Origin of the sequence: Streptomyces sp. I05A-00742 (assembly GCF_013055795.1) — a bacterium.
In the GTDB taxonomy this organism is placed as follows: Bacteria; Actinomycetota; Actinomycetes; order Streptomycetales; family Streptomycetaceae; genus Streptomyces.
Genome location: NZ_JABETO010000004.1, coordinates 59278 through 75783, shown reverse-complemented (window position 1 = coordinate 75783; position 16506 = coordinate 59278). Strand labels below are relative to the sequence as shown.

Sequence of the window (16506 nt, the reverse complement as noted above, 5' to 3'; positions counted from 1 at the left end):
AGCGATGGACCCTCTGCTGAGCAACCTGCTCTACGACCACCCGGAGCTGTACGAGGAGATCTACCCGAGCACGGAGAAGGACATCCCCCGGATGGCCGAACGGCTCCTCGCCGAGCACGCGCCCCGCGGCGTCCGGACCCTGCTCGACCTCGGCTGCGGAACCGGCCGGCACGTCGAGCACTTCACCGGCGCCGGGATCGACTGCGTCGGCGTCGACTACCAGGACGGCATGATCGCGTTCGCCCGCAGCCGCCGCCCCGGACCGGACTTCCGCACCGGCGACATGCGCAGCCTGCGCCTCGGCCGCACCTTCGACGCCATCACCTGCCTCGGCTGGGCCCTGTCCAACCTGCACACCAACGACGACATCGCCCGGTCCGTGACCACCTTCGCCACCCACGCCCGCCGCGGCACCCTGCTCTTCCTCCACGTCCCCAACGCCATCGCCACCCCCGAGGGCGAGGCGTTCCAGCGCCACTTCACCATCGCCACCCCCGCCTTCACCGCCACCGCCGAGGCCACCTACACCCTCGACCGCCGCCACCAGCTCCTCGTCCGCCGCCGCCTGTGGCGCGTCGCCGGACAGCCGCCGATGCCGGACCACGTCCGTTTCCGGCTGCTCTTCCCGATGGAGCTGGAGCGCTACCTGACGGACGGGGGCTTCGAGGTGCTCGGCATGTACGACAACACCGACGCCGAGGACAGCGACCTCTCCGGGGAGGCGCTGTACGTCCTGGCGCGGTTCGGGGGACGGGCGTCCTGAGCCCCGGTCCCCTCCCCCAGAGGGGGCACCCCCAACGGGCTGAGACAGCCCGTCCGGCGCTTGAGGACGCGCGCCGCAGGCGCGCTCAAGGGGGTGCGGGGGCGCAGCTCCTGCAAGAAACGGTGAAATGGAGGTGCCCCCTCTGGGGAGGGACCGGGGAAGGACCCACCCACATACCCTAGTGCTGGGATGCCGGCGGCCCGTCCCGCCCGGGCCGGCCCCCGGAAGGCGACGTCCAGGTGTAGACGTCCGGGGCAAAGGCGTCCAGACGCTTGACAAGCCGCGTGGTCGACCACGGCCAACAGAACGTGTTGACACCCGGAAGGCCGAAGTAGTAGCCGGATCCGCCGGTGCTGTTGTAGACGGTGGTGCTCAACGCCGCGTGCAGCGCCCGATGATGGGCCGCCTCGGTCTCGGGCTTGACGTCCAGTGCGGCGCACCCACTGGAGCGCAGGTGAGCGAGGGCGGCGGTGATGTACCGGAGTTGGGCTTCGAGGACGGTGGGGACGGCGGTGGTGCCGGAGAGCAGGTTCGGGCCGATGAGGAGAAAGAGGTTGGGGTATCCGCTGACACTGGTACCCAGGTAGGCGCGGCGGTCGCCGGCCCAGGTCCGGGCCAGCGGGCTGCCGTCGGTGCCGTGCAGCCGGCGGGCCAGGGGGAGCTCGCCGATGTGGTAGCCGGTGGCGAGGACGATGACGTCGGCGGGCGTGCGGGTGCCGTCGGCGCCGATGACGTGGGAGCCCTCCACGGCGGTCACACGGGTGGGACGCAGCCGCACGTTGGGCCGGGTGAGGGCGGGGTAGTAGGTGTCGGAGGTGATCAGGCGGCGGCCGCCGAGGCGGTAGCGGGGAGTGAGCGCCCGCCGCAGGGCGCCGTCCGGTACGGAGCGGCGCAGGTGGAGGCGGGCCAGGGCCTCCAGGGGCCGCAGCAGACGGGGGTGGCGCAGGGGTACGCCGACGGCTTCCTGGGTCCAGTGGTGCAGGCCGCGCAGCGCGCGGCGGGCCGCGGGGTGGTGCCCGAGGAAGCGGTGGAGGCCGGGGGAGAGGGGGTAGTCGGGTTTCGGGAGCACCCAGTGCGGTGTGCTCTGGAAGACGTCGACGTGCGCCGCCCTCGGCTGGATCTCGGGCAGGAACTGGACGGTGGACGCTCCGGTGCCCACCACCGCGACGCGGCGTCCGGTCAGATCGGCGTCGTGGTTCCAGCGGGCGGAGTGGAAGGCGGTGCCGGGGAAGGTGTCGAGGCCGGGGATGTCGGGGTAACGGGGCCGGTGCCAGGGGCCGGTGGCAACGATCACGACCCGGGTCGTGTACGTGCCCGACGTGGTCCGCAGTTTCCAGCGGTGGGTGTCCGGCTCCCAGCCGCCGCTCAGCACCTCGGTGTCGTAGCGGATCACCTCGTCCGCGCCATGCGTCGCCGCGGTGGATTCGAGGTAGTCGAGGATTTCCGACCGTCCGGCGAAGCACCGGCTCCAGGGGTGAGGAGCGAAGGAGTACTCGTACAGCACCGACGGCACGTCGCACCCGCATCCGGGATAGGTGTTGTCGCGCCAAGTCCCGCCGAGACGACCGGATTTCTCCAGCACCACGATGTCGTCGATCCCGGCCGCACGCAGCGCGATCACGGCGGCCAGGCCGGAGAGCCCGGCACCGATGACAACGGCCTCCATGCCCTGACCACCACTGTCGGCACTTCCCCCGGCCATGGCCGCCCCCTACCGTTCACCCGGAGCCGTCGACCGTAGCCTTCAGCCGTCGTCGGACATGGAGATATGACCAGCGGATACCTCATACGAGTGAGCTTGCCGGACAGTCGGTATGGAGTACTTCTTCCCGTGGTTGGCTGCCGGTCATGACGATGAGGGACGAACTGCCCCTGTCCCGTGGTCCGCACCCCGCCGTCGACGAGCCGGGGCGGCATCTGCCCTACCCCAGCGGCTGGTTCTGCCTGGCGCGCTCACGCGAACTGGCCCCCGGCGGTGTCCTGACCCGCCGCTTCATGGACGAGGACGTCGTCCTCTACCGCACCCGCGACGGTCACCCCCGCGCGGTACGTCCCTACTGTCCGCACCTCGGCGCCCATCTCGGGGCGGGTGGCACTGTGCAGGGTCAGAACCTGGTGTGCCCCTTCCATCGTTTCGCCTTCGCCCCCGACGGCACCTGCGTCGGCACGCCCGACGGCCCGCCGCCGCGCGCCCGCCTGCGGCACCACACCATCAGCGAGCACAACGGCTTTGTCTTCGCCTGGCATGCACCGGACGGCGCCGGACCCACCTGGGACGTCCCCGTCACCGCCCGGGCCGGAGTCGTTCCGACGGCCGCCTGGAGCACGGAGGTGCACACCTACGCCCAGGAAATCATCGAGAACACCCTCGACTACCGGCATCTCCCCGTCCTGCACCACGTGGCCGTGCGAGAACTCGACCCGCCGACGGCCCAAGGCCCCCTCCTGCACATGCGCCTGCGCCTCGGGCCGGACCGGCCCCCCGTTCTCAAGCGGAAGATCCGGGCCGACCACGCGTTCCTCCTGGCGGGGCTGGGATACCTCCGGGTCGAGCTCCCGCTGCCCTCGCTCGGACTCACCAGCTACCTGTGGGCCATGCACACACCGACCGGGCCCCGGCGCACCCGCATGCTGGTCGCCACAGCCTGTGCGGACCTCCGCCCGCCGGACGCCACCGGAGCGTCGCTGCCGCGGCGCGGTCTGCACCGGGCCTTGGCCCGCGCGATGCTGCGGACCGCGGTCGGCAAGGTCCGCCAGGACCTGGTGATCTGGAACACCAAACGCTACGAGCCGCGGCCGCGCCTCGCCGCGAGCGACGAGGCCGTCGGCTACTTCCGCCACTGGGCCCGCCAGTTCTATCCGTCGCCCTGAGCGGCTACGACGTGGCCGCCGCGAGACGTTCGCGCCCCGGGTCCGTGACGTGGGAGAGTGCGGCGGTCCCTCCGGTCGCCAGGAGCAGCAGGTCTTCGAGCGGTCCCCGGAGGTCGTCGGGCCCCTCGCCGGCCGACCAGTTGACGTCGGTGGCGACCAGCCGCACGTCGGCGAAGCGCTTGCGGGCTCCGTAGAAGCGGCTCTCCAGCACGTGGCCGATCGCCGCGAGCGCCGGTGCCACGGGCATCCTCCACACGCGCCCGAGGGGACGCGCGATGTCCTGCTCGTGCACCAGCAGGTCGGTGATCGGGTCCAGGGGGCCGGAGAGGGGCGCGTGGCGGGTGGTCTCCGCGGCCTCCCGGAGATGTGCGGTGAGTTCGGCGGGGATGAAGGCGGCTGCTCGTTCCCGGGCCAGGTCGGCGACCATCCGGTCGAAGTCGCCGCGCGCCCGGACCGGGCCCTCCTCGATCAGGGCGCGGTCCCAGCGGCCGCGGTCCTGGTCCGCGAGCAGCACGGGTTCCCCGCGCGGCCCGGTGCGGCCCCGCGCCGCGCGTGGACCAGCAGCATAAGGGCGGCAGCCCCGTGACCTCCCGCTCGGCGGGCAGCGACCGGCGCAGGATCCGGGTCAGCCGGACGGCCTCCTCGGCGAGGTCAGGGTGTTGCGGGTCCGGGCCGGAACTCGCCGCGTACCCGCCCATGAAGAGCGAGTAGAAGACCTGGAGGACTCCCGGCAGCCGCTCGGGCAACTCGTCGGCCCCGGGCACCCTGAACGGGATCCGGGCTGTACGGATCTCCTTCTTCGCCCGTACGATCCGCTGGGCCGTCGTCGCCGTCGGGACGAGGTGGGCCTGGGCGACCTCGACCGTCGTCGGCCCGGCCAGGCAGCGCAGCATCAGCGCCCCGCGCGCCTCGGCCGACAGGGCGGGGTGGGCGCAGGTGAAGAGCAGCTCCAGCCGCTCGTCGGGGACGGCGGGGCCGGTGTCCGCGGGCGGGGAGCGCCGGTCACCCGCCCAGCTCATCGCGCACGATCCCGGCCCGCTCGCCCGCCTCCCGTGGCCACGACGCGACCACCTCGCGCAGCAGCTCCCCGTGCCGGTCGACCAGGTGCTCGTAGGTGAGGCCGACGGCCGCCTCCACCTGGACCGGGAACGGGGCGGAGCGGGCGGTGCGCACGAGTACGGCGGTGACCGGCGGCGCGTCCAGTCCGAAGAGCGCGTGGACCGCGTCGACGCGCAGGTCCGTGCCGGCCGAGTCGTCGAAGATCAGCTCCTCGAGCGCCGCGACGACCCGCCCGTCCGGCGTCTCCCACCGTTCGAGGCACGGGCCCGCCGCGTCCACCGCGCGCTCGCGGACGACGGACGAAGCGGCGTCCGTCCCCAGCGCGGACGCGATCGCCTCCGCGTCCTCGGCCGTGCCCAGCTCCCCGAGGATGTTCAGCGCGCTCGCGTGACTCGCGCCGGCCTCCGTCCGGCCGCCGCCCGGGGTGGCCGGGAACGGCGGCTGCCGCAGCACCTCGCGGGCGACCGCGAACACCTCCTCGGCGTACGGCTCCAGCGGGTTGCCCCCCCACGTACCGGCTCGTCATCCCGGCCCGGTCGTAGTAGTCCAGCGCGTCGCCGCAGGCGACCGTGTCGTCACTGCGCAGCGATCCCAGGAACCCCTTCTCGAACCGCTCGGGGCTGGTCGGGTCGGGTCGTTCGTCGCGGCAAGGGCGTCACGGAGCTCTTCGTCGTCGGAGAACTCCGGCTACCAGTAGCAGGATTGGAACTCCAGGAGGAAGGTCGTCAGATACCTCCAGGGAGTAAACCACGCGTCGGAACGCACGACATCGCGGGCCGACGACGGGCTGCCCCGGGTGCGCGGCGGCCCTCCGAAAGTCGGGATGGTTCCTCGCCCTGAGCCGGGCTACCGGTCGAGGTACCGATGCCCGGCGGCTCCCGGGGAGATGACGAGTCCGCCCTCGCGGATCCGCCATTCCGTCGTGCCGTCGACTTCGTGGCGCGCGAGGAACAGCCCCGTGACGCGGTCTCCGTCGTCGTCGGAGGCCGGGATCCGGGCGATCTCCCGGATCTGGCCGAGGAGCCAGTCCACGGCCGACTCGCGGATGTCGGCGCCGTAGAAGACGTAGTGGGTCCAATTGAGGTGCCGGCGGGGCGCGCCCCAGCCGTGGGAATAGTGATCGTCTTCGTGGGACGCGATGACCTCTTGGACAGCGGCGAGTTGTTTCCCGTCGCACTCCAGCCATCCTCTGACCGAAACATAGACGCCCATGGCGTGCCCTCTCTCGCGCCGTACCGGCTCGGGCAAGAGTACGGACCGCGGCGGGCGGGCCGGAGAGGTGCGCGGTGGCGGCCGGAAAGCGGACCTGATCGTCTAGGGGGCCGTGGTTCGGGCAGCGGTGGGGGAGGGCGGGGGAGATGCGGGAATGGAGGAGGAAGGGAAATACGCAGTCTTGACGGGCAGGGGAGATACTGCTCTTTCAAGAGTTCCGGCAGGCGCGTTCGAGTGAACTTGGGGCGCGCGCTGCCGAAGTTGTGCGCCCTTGCGCCCCCTGCGGGTCGGTGATCCCCGCCCGTGACCGTGGCACACGCCGGTATGAATTGTTGACGTGCCCCGAGCAAGGCGCACGACGGGGGAATACGGGAAGGGTGGGACGGAATCCGTGATCCGAGTTCTACTGGTGCACGACACCTCTCTGCTGCGCACCGCCCTCGCGGAACTGATCGGAAGAGAGCCGGACCTCGAGGTTCACGCCGCGCCGTGGCGCCGCGCGGTGCTCACCGCGCGGACGGTACGGCCGCGGGTGTGCGTCGTCGACATGGACAGCCCCCACGCGGGCGGCCCGGGCGGCGTGCGGGAACTGGCCTCCGGAAGCGGCACGGGGGACGGGAGGCCGTGCCTGCTCGCCCTGGCGAGTGCGGAACGGCCGGGGCCCCTGCGCCGGGCGTACGAGGAGCGAGCCCTGGGGTACTTGAGCAAAAACGCTTCGCCGGACCGGCTGGCCGACGGCATACGGCATGTCGCGCAGGGCGAGCGCTACATCGACGAATCACTCGGTTTCGGCTTTCTGGAGGCGTCCGAGATCCCCCTCACCCGCCGTGAACTCACCGTGCTCACCCTCGCCGCCGAAGGCGCCACCGTCGGAGAGATCGCCCGTAGGCTGCACCTCTCGAACGGGACCGTCCGCAACTACATGTCCGCGATCACCCGCAAGACCGGCGCGCGCAACCGCGTGGACGCCATAAGAATCTCCCAGGGCGCCGGCTGGGTCTGACGGCCCGGCCTCCGCCATCAGATCGCGGTAGAGCGGGGACGCGCGGAGCAGGCCCGCGTGGTCCCCGCACACCGTGTGCGGCCCGTCCATGACCAGCACCCGGTCCGCGCGGAGCGCCGAGGCAGCGCGGTGCGCGATGACGACGAGGGTGCCGCCGGGCCGCCGGGCGAACGCGTCCTCGGCCCGGGCCTCGGCGGCCGGGTCGAGGTGACAGGTCGCCTCGTCCAGCAGGGCCACGGGGGCGGGGGAGAGGTACGCCCGGGTGAGCGCGATCAACTGCCGCTCTCCCGCCGAGAGTTCCCCGGGGGTGACGGGCGCCCCGAACCCGCCCAGCCGCTCCGCCAGTCCGTCCATGCCGACGGCCGCGGCCGCCTCCCGCATCTCCTCCTCCGGAACCGGCCCCGGCCGCAGGTAGCCCAGGTTCTCGCCCAGCGTCCCGGGGAAAACGTACGCCTCCTGCGGGATCAGCACCCGGGCCGCCCGGGCCGCCGCACTCCGCGCGGGGGCACCGCCGACGGTGACCTCGCCGGAGAGAGGTTCCAGGAGCCCCGCCGCGAGGCCGGCGAGCGTCGACTTGCCGATGCCGCTCGGGCCGACCACGGCCAGCCGCGCCCCCGCGGGGACGACGAGGCCGAGCCGGCGCACGACGGGCGCCGCGTGCGGTCCGTAGGCGAAGGTGACCCCGCGGAAGGCGAGGGCGGCGGCCGGGGAACCGGCGTCCGTAGATGCCGAGTTCACCGATGGGGCCCGCTCGGCGGGACCCCCCGCCGTCAGCCGGCGGATCACCACCGCGAGCCGGGCCCCGCTCGCCCCGAGGCCGTGCACCAGGTCCTGCACCGCGGGGAGCAGCGACTGCGTCACATACGCCAGCGCCCCGACCAGCGCCCCGGGCGTCACCCCCCGGTCCAGCAGCCACGGGGCCAGGACCAGCAGCAGCACCACCGGCAGCCGGCCCGCGAGGGCGAGGGCCACCACCCGCACCACCGACCAGCGGGCCAGGGCACGGGCGGCACGGAACTCGGCGTCCACCAGAGCGCCCGTGTCCGCCGCGACGCGCTGCTCCGCGCCGCCCGCCGTGATGTCGCGCAGGCCGCGCGCCACCTCGTCCAGGGAGCGGGCGATGTCCTCGTCGGCGACGAGGAACGCTTCCTGACGGCGGGCCAGGGCCCGCAGGGTCACCAGGAACAGCGCGAGCCCCAGCAGCAGCGGCGGCACCACGGCCAGCAACAGGACGGGGGCCAGGGCGCAGAGCCCCGCCAGGGCACCGGCGGCGGTGAAGACGAAGGAGCGGGAGACCATCACGAGCCCCGCGAAGGTGTCGCGGGCGATCTCCACCTGGTGGGTCAGACGGGAGACCGCGGCGCCGTCGCCGTCCCGCAGCGCCCGGGCGACGACCCGCCGGACGAGGCCGTCGCGCAGCGGTTCCACCAGGTCGGCCACGGCGCGGTAGGTGCGCCCGGTGCCGTAGGCCCCGGCCAGGACGGCGAGCGCCGCCAGGCCCAGCCAGCCGAGCCCGGTGGCAGGGCGTCCCGCGAGGAAGCCGCGGTCCAGGGCGTGGGCCAGGGCGTAGCCCAGGGCGAAGGTGTGCCCCGCCTCCAGGACCGACCAGCAGGCGAGCCGGACCAGCGCGGCCCGCCGGGCGGCGAGGAACCGCAGCCCCTCCCGGGAGGGGGACGGTGAGCAGGCGGGCTCAGGCACCGAACACCGCCCGGTACTCGGGCCGTCGCCACAGCTCCGCGTGCGGGCCGGCCGCCCGCACCCGGCCGCCGTCGAGCCAGACGACCCGGTCCGCGCGGGCGGCCGTCGACGCGCGGTGGGCGACGATCAGCCGGGTGCGGGCGGCGACGTCGTGCAGCAGCGCCCGGCCGACCTCGCGCTCGGTGGGGGAGTCGAGGCTGGAGGTGGCGTCGTCGAGCACGAGGAGGCGCTCCGCGTGGGCGAACGCCCGGGCCAACCCCAGGCGTTGGGCCTCACCGCCGGAGAGCGGCGCCGCCGTGCACGGCGTGGCGTAGCCCTGCGGCAGCCGCCGGACGAAGCCGTCCGCGCAGGCCGCCCGGGCCGCGGCGGTCACCGCGTCGTGGCCGGGGTCCGCCGCGCCGAAGGCGATGGTGCCGCCGACCGTGCCGCCCAGCAGGGCCGGCCGCTCGAAGGCGTAACCGACGGAGTGCCGCAGCGCATCGTGGCTGAGCTCCGGCAGCGGGACGCCGTCAAGCGCGACCGTCCCGGCGTCCGGGTCGGCGAGCCGCCCGGCGAGCGCGGCGAGCACCGACTTGCCGCTGCCCGAACGGCCCACGACGGCCAGCGAGGTGCCGCCGGGGACGGTGAGGTCCACGTCGCGCAGGACGGTCCGCCCGCCGCGCACGGCGGTGACGCCGCGCAGCTCCAGGGTGCCGCCGCCGGGCGGCAGCGGCCGGGTCCCGTACCCGGACGCGGGAACGGCGAGGACCTCGGCCAGCCGTCGGGCGGCGGCCCGGGCGCGGACCAGCGCGCCGAGCTGTCCGACGAGCATGCCGACGCCGGTGGCGAGGACCGCGTAACGGGAGGCGGCCAGCAGGTCGCCCACGCTGATCCGCTCCCGGGCGAGCAGCAGTCCGGCGACGGCGAGGACGGCGATCTGGAGCAGCGGCACGAGGGTGACGGCCCGGGCCGCGGCCCGCCCCTGGACCCGCCAGACTCGGTGCCCCTGCCGGGACAGCCCACCCAACGGCCGCAGGATCCTGGCCCGTTCGCGCCCCTCGGTGCCCGCCGCGGCGATGGTCCGGGCGCCGCCGACGGCCTCGGCGAGCCGCCCGGCCATGTCGCCCTGGAGCCGCTGGTACCGCGCCGAACAGTCGGTGGAGGCCCGGGCGAAGGCGCGCAGCAGCAGGATGAGCAGTGGCGCGCCGGCGAGGAAGGCGACCGCGAGCCAGGGGTCGACGAGGCCGAGGGCGACGATGCCCCCGAGCGGGCCGACGACCGAGGCGAGGGCGGTGGCCAGACCGGCCGGGGCGGTGCCGGCGTCGGCGGCGTTGCCGACGAGCCGGGTGACGAGGTCCCCCGGCGTGCCCGTCCCGGTCGACGCGGCCGTGGCGCGCGGCCCGGCCGCGACGACGTGGCGCAGCAGCCGGTGGCGCAGCCGCGCCGTGGCGCGCGCGGTCATGGTGCCGGAGAGCAGGTCGCCGAGGGCGTCCAGGGCGGCGGGTACGGCGAGCAGGGCGGCGCACAGCGCCACCCACCGGCCGGCTCCGGCGTCCCGGGCCAGCAGCAGGTCCAGGGCGCGGCCGAGGGCGGCGGGCAGCAGCAGGGCGGCGGCGGTGGAGGCGAGGGTGAGCACGGCGAGGCCGGCCACGCGGCCCGCGCCGTCCCGGGCCGTGGCGAGCAGCAGGCGGTCGCCCGGGCCGGTACCGGCGCGCGGACCGGTGCCGTCGGGGGCGGTGCGCGTCCGGGCCATGGGTGATCCAGCCTTCGACGGAGGTGCGGGAGATGACGGAGGTGCGAGAGATACGGCCGGGCCTCGGCGGGACGATACGGCCGGGCCCCGGCCGGCCCTCTCGGGGAGGACCGGCCGGGGCGTCAGACCTGGCGGGGCGTCACAGACAGATCAGCACGCTGGCCGTGCTCACGCAGGAGAGCAGGCTGACGGTGCTCTGACCGCCGCCACCGCCGTGCAGCTCGTCGGACTCCAGGTTCTGCAGGTCGAGAAGGGCCATGACATGTCCTTTCATGGGGACGGATTGTGGTGCACGGCTCCGCCGAGCGGCGGCGCCGGGTTCAGGGGCCCGGTACGGGCGGGGGGCCGGGCCGGGCGCCCCCGAGGGGCGGCAGGAACGGCAGGTGCGCGGCCGGGCGGCCGTCGAGCGCGGCGGCCAGGGCCAGCAGACAGCCGGCCGTCCCAGTGGCGAGGTCCATGGAGAGCCGCATCATCTGGCTGCCGGGGAAGGCGAGTCCTCCGCCGTATCCCATGGCGTACCAGCCGAGCCCGGTGACCTGGGCGGCCAGGTGCCCGGGGGTGACGCCGGGCGCGGTCGTGCGGGCGAGGTGGAGGATCATGCCGGCGCGGCCCTGGAGCAGTCCGGGCTGGGCGTAGAACCGGGCCCGGGCCGCGGCGAGGATCCCGTCGCGGGCGGCCGCGAGGTCCGGACGGTCCTCAGGGCCGCCGCCGACCGTCGCGAGGTAGTCGTCGAGGACCATGCCGATCCCGACGCTGCCGTCCCCCGCGTAGGGCATGGTGCGCCAGCCCTCGTCGACCTCCAGGGTCGCGTTGGCCGTGGTCACGCACCGCGCCAGGTCGGACCGGAGCGCCTTCCCGGCCAGGTCGAGCAGTTCGGGCGCGCCCGTCCGCTCGTACAGCCGCAGGAACAGCAGGGCCGGGCCGGCCGCCCCGCGCATCAGGCCGGCACGGCGGCGCGGTCCGTCCTCGCCGTCGGCGGACAGCCGGTCCGCGACGACCTGAGCCGCCGTCAGAGCCGCATCGGCAAAAGCCTGTTCGCCTGTCGCCGCGCCCAGGTGGTCGAGGACGAGACCGAGCCCCGCCAGGCCGCTCCGCAGGTCGGAGGTGAGCCGCCGCCAGTTCTCGTCGAGCACGGTGGCGGTGAGGTCGAGGGCGCGGCCGGTGTGGCCCAGCCGGTGCAGGGTGAGGGCGACTCCGGCGACGCCGTCGTAGAGGCCGAGCGGGGTGCCCGGCGGCAGCGGGCCGGTACGGTCGAGGAGCCACTGCTCGCCGTCCTCGCACCGGGGCGCGCCGCAGGCGTCGAGCGCGTGCAGCACACCGGCCGCGCCGTGCGCGAGTCCGAGGCCGCCGCCGTCGGTGAACTGGGCCACGTCGCCCGGGAAGAGCCGGTCGTCCCGCCCGGGCGTGGCCGAGGCGAGGAGGGCGCGGACCATCGCGTCACGGCTCGCCGGCCAGTCGGCGGGCGCGGGCGGGCGCGGCTCCTCGCCGACGGGCCCCGGGGCGAAGCCGGCCTCCGGACGGACCGGCGCGGCGGCCGACGTGCCGCGGGTGATCTCGGCCACCGCCTCGTCCAGGAACTCCCGCGGCACGGGGAACTGTTCGGCGATCACCTCGGCGAGGTGGGCGGCCTTCCCCCGGTCGATGACGAAGAGCGTGGTGACCGGCAGGAACAGGGCCAGCCGCAGACACGCCAGCGCGTACCGGTCCACCTCCGCGCCCCGCCGGTCCGGCGGCGCGAAGAAGCCGGGGTGCGCGACGACCTGCCGGCCGTGCTCGCTCGCCGGGGCGGCGGCCTCGAAGTCGATGAGCGTGACCGACCGTTCGTCGGGCGCGACCATGATGTTGAACATGTGCAGGTCGTTGAAGACCAGCCCCCGCGCGTGCACATCGGCGACGGCCTCCTCGACCGCCCGGTGGATCCGCAGCGCCCACGCGGTGTACGCGGCGGTGGCGGCGGGGTCCGGCTCGGCCGCGAGCAGCGGGTGGCGTTCCGCGAAGAAGGAGTTGAGAGGCCTGCCCTCGACGAAGTCCATCACCAGGAAGCTGTGGTCGCCCAGGGTGAACCAGTCGCGGAAGGCGGGCGCCGCGTCGAGCCCCGAGAGCCGTTCGAGAGCGTCCCGTTCACGTTCCAGGCGGGCCACGGCGTCGGCCCCGTCGGCGGCCAGCCCGGCGTGCGGACGACCCTCCTTGAGGACGACCCGCCGCCCGTCGCGCGTGTCCGTCCCGCGGTAGACGCCGCCCCCGTTGGAGAAGTGCAACGCCTTCTCGATGCGGTACGGCAGGTCGGTGACGGTGGTCGCGTTACGGGCCGCGAGGTGCGGCGCCAGGAACTCCGGCAGAGTCACCCAGGACGGCACCCGGAAGGCCGGGTCGCGCGGATCGGGCACGAGCCGCCCCGTGCCGTCCTCGATCGCCGGAACCAGCGTGCCGCGCTCGTCGACGCAGAACCGGCGGGCGAACGCGCCGTAGCGGACGTAGAGCGGACCCTCGCGCCAGCGCAGGTCCGTGAGGATGTACGGCCCGGGCCTGCCCCCGATGACATCGTCCAACTCTTCGAGTATGAGCCGAAGTTGCCGCTCATCCGCCGGATAGACAGTGACGAACTTGCCACTGTGGTCGCGGCCCGCGTACTTCGTGTTGCGCAGGTGCAGCAGGTGCGGCCCGGGGACGAACTTGAAGGGGATGCCCCGGGGGACGCAGTAGTCCCACACGTCCGCCGCCGTCTTGTCCGCCGTGTCGGCGGTCGCGGAGACATGTATCTTCCAACCCTGGAGCGGCCCCGGAAGCGGACCGCCCTCCTCGTCCGCCGGGAACAGGTGCAGCCAGTCACCGTTGCGGGCCGTGCCCCAGCCGTCCGGGACAGGGCGGCGCGCGGTCTCGAAGGGGCCGTCCCCGGCGGGAGTTCCGGCGAGGGCGGGCAGGCGGTCCGGGGTCTCGTAGAAATGCCGGTCGGCCAGGCAGTAGACCTCGTACCGCTTGTCCATGTGATCCCCCTCGGCTGTGATGCGTCGAGATTTCCACGCCGGGGGAGGCCGGGCCAGTCACAGGTGTCATCAACGGACCGTGCGGAACGCATACCCGCGGATCTGCGGTTCCGCCTCAGTGCGCGCCGGACGGGCTGATGACCGCCGCGCCCGGCCCGAACCCGGGGACCGATGTGCGTTTACTCCAGTCCATTGCAACAACGCTCCGGTCTGACATGCGTCTTTGCATGAATCAGGCGCGTTTGACTTGACGCCAATGTGAACGCAACATAGCTTTCCCGGCGTACTGAAAGCGGTACGGAGCCGGGGCTCCGGACTGATGAAGACCGTCCCAGTCCTGCTGAGCGCATACCCGACCCGGCTCCGCGACGATCCGGAAGGACTCATGTTCACAGCGAAGTTCCTGTCACGTACGGGCTTGATCCTTGCCGTCATGATCCTCGGCCTGACGAGCACGGCCGGACCCGCCGAGGCCCGCCCGCGGTTCCGCTGTCCCGACAAGGAGTTCTGCTTCTACTCGAAGAGCCTCTACAAGGGCCGGGTGGCCGGCGGGATCGGATTCCCCGGACGCTGCGTCAAGAAGCTTCCCTTCACCGCCAAGTCGGCACAGAACCGGTCCCGACAGATTGTCGTCCTGTGGTCCAAGCCCAACTGCCTGGGAAGGTCATTGACGCTGTACCCGGGATGGGGCCGGACCAGCTCCCTCTCCGCGAAGAGCACCAGCGGGTGAGCCGCCGGCCCGGGGTCGGCCTCGGGCTTGCGGGCCGGTGGATCGGAAGTGGTGGATCAGAGCGCGAAACACGGCGTGTCGCCCCGAAAAGACGACCCGGTCCACCGATTTCGGCCCGGCCTCCGACCAGCCGGAACTGTCAGCCGTCGTCCATCACGCGCGGTCGCGGAGACGTAGATCTTCCACCCCCGCCGTCCTCGTCCGCCGGGAACAGGACCGCGCAGAACGCCTGCCCGGACGGCGTCATTCCAGGGCCACGGTGACGGTCTTCGGCCGCTGGTACTCGGCCAGGGCCAGTACGCTCAGGTCGGTGCCCTGGCCGGACTGGCGGCGGCCGCCGTGGGGGAGTTCGGCTGTCTGCTCCAGGTGGCAGTTGACCCATACCTCGCCCGCGTCGAGCGCGCCCGCCAGCCGCAGGACGGCGGGTACGGACTCGCCCCACACGCTCGCGGCGAGTGCGTGGGGGACGCCGTTGGCGGCCTGGACGAGGGCGTCGGTGTCGGGCACGGCCTGGACGGTGAGCACTGGGCCGAAGACCTCCTCCCGGACGGCGGGGTCGTTGTCGGGCAGCTCGGCGAGGACCGTGGCGGGGCGCCAGTAGCCGTCCCGTTCGTCCTCGGTCACGGCCGTCGCCGCCTCGTGCCGGACGCCGGCGCGGGAGCCGTCGAGGAGGGCGTCGAAGCGCTTCAACTGCTCGGGGTTGTTGAGCGGGCCGAAGTCGGCTCCGGCCCGGCGGGCCGTCATCGCGTCGGCCAGGCCCGCGACCGTCCGCTCGTAGCAGGAGCGCGGGGTGAGTACCCGGGCCGGGGCCGCGCAGCTCTGGCCGGCGTTGTAGGTGCAGGCGGCGGCCAGCCGCTCCCAGGTGTACGCGGGGGCGTCCGGCAGGACGAGCGCCGGGCAGTTGCCGCCGAGCTCCAGGCTCACCCGGCGCACCCCCGCGCGGGCGGCGACGTCGAGCCCGCCGGCCCGGCTGCCGGTGAACGCGACGGCGTCCACGCCCTCGTGGCCGACGAGCCGCCGTCCGGTGTCCCGGCCGCCCGGGACCGTGCCGAGCACGCCCGGGCCCAGGACCTCGTCCGCGTGCCGGGCGGCCAGCAGGGCGCTGTCCGGGGTCGTCTCCGCCGGTTTGACGACCACGGTGTTCCCGGCGGCGAGCGCCGGGGCGAACCGCCAGACGGCCATCAGCAGCGGGTAGTTCCACGGCACGACCGCGGCGACCACGCCCAGTGGCTCCCAGCGGACCCAGCTCTCCCGGCCCGGCAGGCGGTGCCCGCCCGCCGGGGCGAGGTCCGCGCGGGCCGCGCCCGCGTAGAAGCGGACGAGGTCGACGCACTGGGCGACCTCGGCCGCCGCCTCGCCCAACGGCTTGCCGGTGCCCGCCCGTTCGCCGCGCACGAACTCCTCGGCGGCGTCCTCCAGCACGTCGGCGAACCGCAGCAGGCGCCGCGCGCGCTCGCCCGTGGTCAGCCTGGACCAGCGGGGGAGCGCCCGGCGGGCGGCGGCGACGGCGGGGCCGACGCCGTCACCGCCGGGGAGGGGCGGGTGCGGGCGCGGACGGCCGGTCCGGGGGTCGGTGAGCACGGTGCGGTTCCTTCCTCGTGGGGAGTTCGAGGCTCAGCCGGACGTCCGCCGTCCCTCCGCCACGATCGCGTCCGTGATCGCCGTCCACAGATCGGCCCGCGCGTGCAGCGCCGACCGGACCGCGTACGCGCACTGCTTCCACTTGTCGGAGTCGTCCCGGCACAGATCGACGAGCATGTGCATCGCCATCGGCGTGTGCTCGTCCGCGTCGACCTCGATGTGCCGCTCCAGGTAGTCCTTGAACCGGGCCAGACTGCCGTCCGCGTCCTCGATGCGGACGACCTGCTCGAACATCTCCGGGATCAGGTCCTCGCGCCCGAAGGCGAAGACGGCCGCCTGGCAGTGCACCGGCGCGGTCTCCAGCACGGTCCAGGTCCCGTTGACGAACTCCGCCGACGGCGCCGGGACCCGCGAGGTCGCCAGCGCGTCGACGACGGGCACGCCCGCCCGCAGGGCCTCGACGAACGCGTCGACGGGCCCGGTGTCCGCGCCCACGTCGCCCATGGCGGCCCGGTAGAGCTCGAAGTGGCTGATGAACCCGTCGCCGTACTCGTCGCTCTCCTCGACCAGCGTGATGTCGTTGATCAGCCGCCGGCTGGCCACCGGGCCGCGCGGCACCCAGGGCACCTCCACACAGGTGAGCTGCCGTTGCAGGCTGGTCAGCAGGGACATGAAGTCCCAGACGGCGAAGACGTGGTGCTCCATGAAGACCCGGGCGGCCTCCGGGGTGGTGATGCTGTGGTACATCGGGTGGCCGACGACGCCCTTCCGGGCGGGTTCGATCTCCGCCTTGAGCGCGGTCAGACCCGGGTGGACGACCTGCGTGTGGTAACGCGACGTTGCCATGGGGGAGCTCCTGAAATCCTGGGAAGG

13 protein-coding genes and 2 pseudogenes are annotated in these 16506 nt (G+C 73.9%); 4 read left to right on the top strand and 11 right to left on the bottom strand.

Features of this window, described 5'->3' with window-relative positions:
- Positions 1-4 precede the first annotated feature (4 nt).
- Entirely contained in the window at positions 5-763 is a 759-nt protein-coding gene (locus tag HN013_RS05215; protein WP_171163453.1) for a bifunctional 2-polyprenyl-6-hydroxyphenol methylase/3-demethylubiquinol 3-O-methyltransferase UbiG, read from the top strand.
- Between the two features lie 178 nt (positions 764-941).
- Here the strand turns inward: HN013_RS05215 and HN013_RS05210 are convergent, their stop codons facing one another.
- A complete protein-coding gene (locus HN013_RS05210) occupies positions 942-2429 on the bottom strand; it encodes an NAD(P)/FAD-dependent oxidoreductase (RefSeq protein WP_171163451.1) in 1488 nt (495 codons plus the stop codon).
- A gap of 182 nt (positions 2430-2611) precedes the next feature.
- Here HN013_RS05210 and HN013_RS33595 point away from each other — a divergent pair, with 182 nt between their 5' ends.
- On the top strand, positions 2612-3634 hold the full coding sequence (locus HN013_RS33595) for an aromatic ring-hydroxylating dioxygenase subunit alpha (RefSeq protein ID WP_171163449.1): 1023 nt from the start codon (positions 2612-2614) through the stop codon (positions 3632-3634).
- 4 nt (positions 3635-3638) lie between these two features.
- Here HN013_RS33595 and HN013_RS32700 read toward each other — a convergent pair whose 3' ends face one another.
- The 4 genes and pseudogenes from HN013_RS32700 to HN013_RS05190 all read right to left on the bottom strand — a co-directional run bounded on the left by HN013_RS32700 (position 3639) and on the right by HN013_RS05190 (position 5905).
- Complete coding sequence (locus tag HN013_RS32700; RefSeq protein ID WP_312018516.1) at positions 3639-4103, bottom strand: maleylpyruvate isomerase family mycothiol-dependent enzyme; 465 nt, start codon at positions 4101-4103, stop codon at positions 3639-3641.
- Positions 4092-4605, bottom strand: a pseudogene (locus HN013_RS05200) (DUF6596 domain-containing protein); the annotation flags it as partial. The gene HN013_RS32700 and the pseudogene HN013_RS05200, both read right to left, overlap by 12 nt.
- Before the next feature lie 31 nt (positions 4606-4636).
- The gene (locus HN013_RS05195; protein WP_171163447.1) at positions 4637-5167 is read right to left on the bottom strand and encodes a HEAT repeat domain-containing protein; all 531 of its coding nucleotides are present in this window, start codon (positions 5165-5167) and stop codon (positions 4637-4639) included.
- A 372-nt stretch (positions 5168-5539) separates the two neighbouring features.
- Positions 5540-5905 (bottom strand): hypothetical protein, encoded by a 366-nt coding sequence (locus HN013_RS05190; protein WP_171163445.1) that lies wholly within the window; start codon positions 5903-5905, stop codon positions 5540-5542.
- A gap of 391 nt (positions 5906-6296) precedes the next feature.
- Here HN013_RS05190 and HN013_RS05185 point away from each other — a divergent pair, with 391 nt between their 5' ends.
- Positions 6297-6908 carry a response regulator transcription factor gene (locus HN013_RS05185; protein WP_171163443.1) on the top strand — a complete coding sequence of 204 codons (612 nt, stop codon included), beginning with the start codon at positions 6297-6299 and terminating at the stop codon, positions 6906-6908.
- 273 nt (positions 6909-7181) lie between these two features.
- Here the strand turns inward: HN013_RS05185 and HN013_RS32695 are convergent.
- From HN013_RS32695 to lanKC, 4 genes and pseudogenes are all read right to left on the bottom strand, one after another.
- A pseudogene (locus HN013_RS32695) lies at positions 7182-8207 on the bottom strand (ATP-binding cassette domain-containing protein); the annotation flags it as partial.
- Between the two features lie 391 nt (positions 8208-8598).
- Complete coding sequence (locus HN013_RS05175) at positions 8599-10338, bottom strand: ABC transporter ATP-binding protein (protein ID WP_171163441.1); 1740 nt, start codon at positions 10336-10338, stop codon at positions 8599-8601.
- A gap of 139 nt (positions 10339-10477) precedes the next feature.
- Positions 10478-10597 (bottom strand): SapB/AmfS family lanthipeptide, encoded by a 120-nt coding sequence (locus HN013_RS05170; protein WP_171163785.1) that lies wholly within the window; start codon positions 10595-10597, stop codon positions 10478-10480.
- Positions 10598-10658: 61 nt separating this feature from the next.
- Entirely contained in the window at positions 10659-13322 is a 2664-nt protein-coding gene (gene lanKC / locus HN013_RS05165; RefSeq protein ID WP_171163439.1) for a class III lanthionine synthetase LanKC, read from the bottom strand.
- 385 nt (positions 13323-13707) lie between these two features.
- On the opposite strand from lanKC, the gene HN013_RS05160 reads away from it, so the two are divergent.
- Positions 13708-14052 (top strand): peptidase inhibitor family I36 protein, encoded by a 345-nt coding sequence (locus HN013_RS05160; RefSeq protein WP_171163438.1) that lies wholly within the window; start codon positions 13708-13710, stop codon positions 14050-14052.
- Positions 14053-14295: 243 nt separating this feature from the next.
- Here the strand turns inward: HN013_RS05160 and HN013_RS05155 are convergent, their stop codons facing one another.
- Both HN013_RS05155 and HN013_RS05150 read right to left on the bottom strand, forming a co-directional pair.
- A complete protein-coding gene (locus tag HN013_RS05155) occupies positions 14296-15633 on the bottom strand; it encodes an aldehyde dehydrogenase family protein (protein WP_171163436.1) in 1338 nt (445 codons plus the stop codon).
- Positions 15634-15666: 33 nt separating this feature from the next.
- Complete coding sequence (locus HN013_RS05150) at positions 15667-16479, bottom strand: DUF3050 domain-containing protein (RefSeq protein ID WP_171163434.1); 813 nt, start codon at positions 16477-16479, stop codon at positions 15667-15669.
- Positions 16480-16506 lie beyond the last annotated feature (27 nt).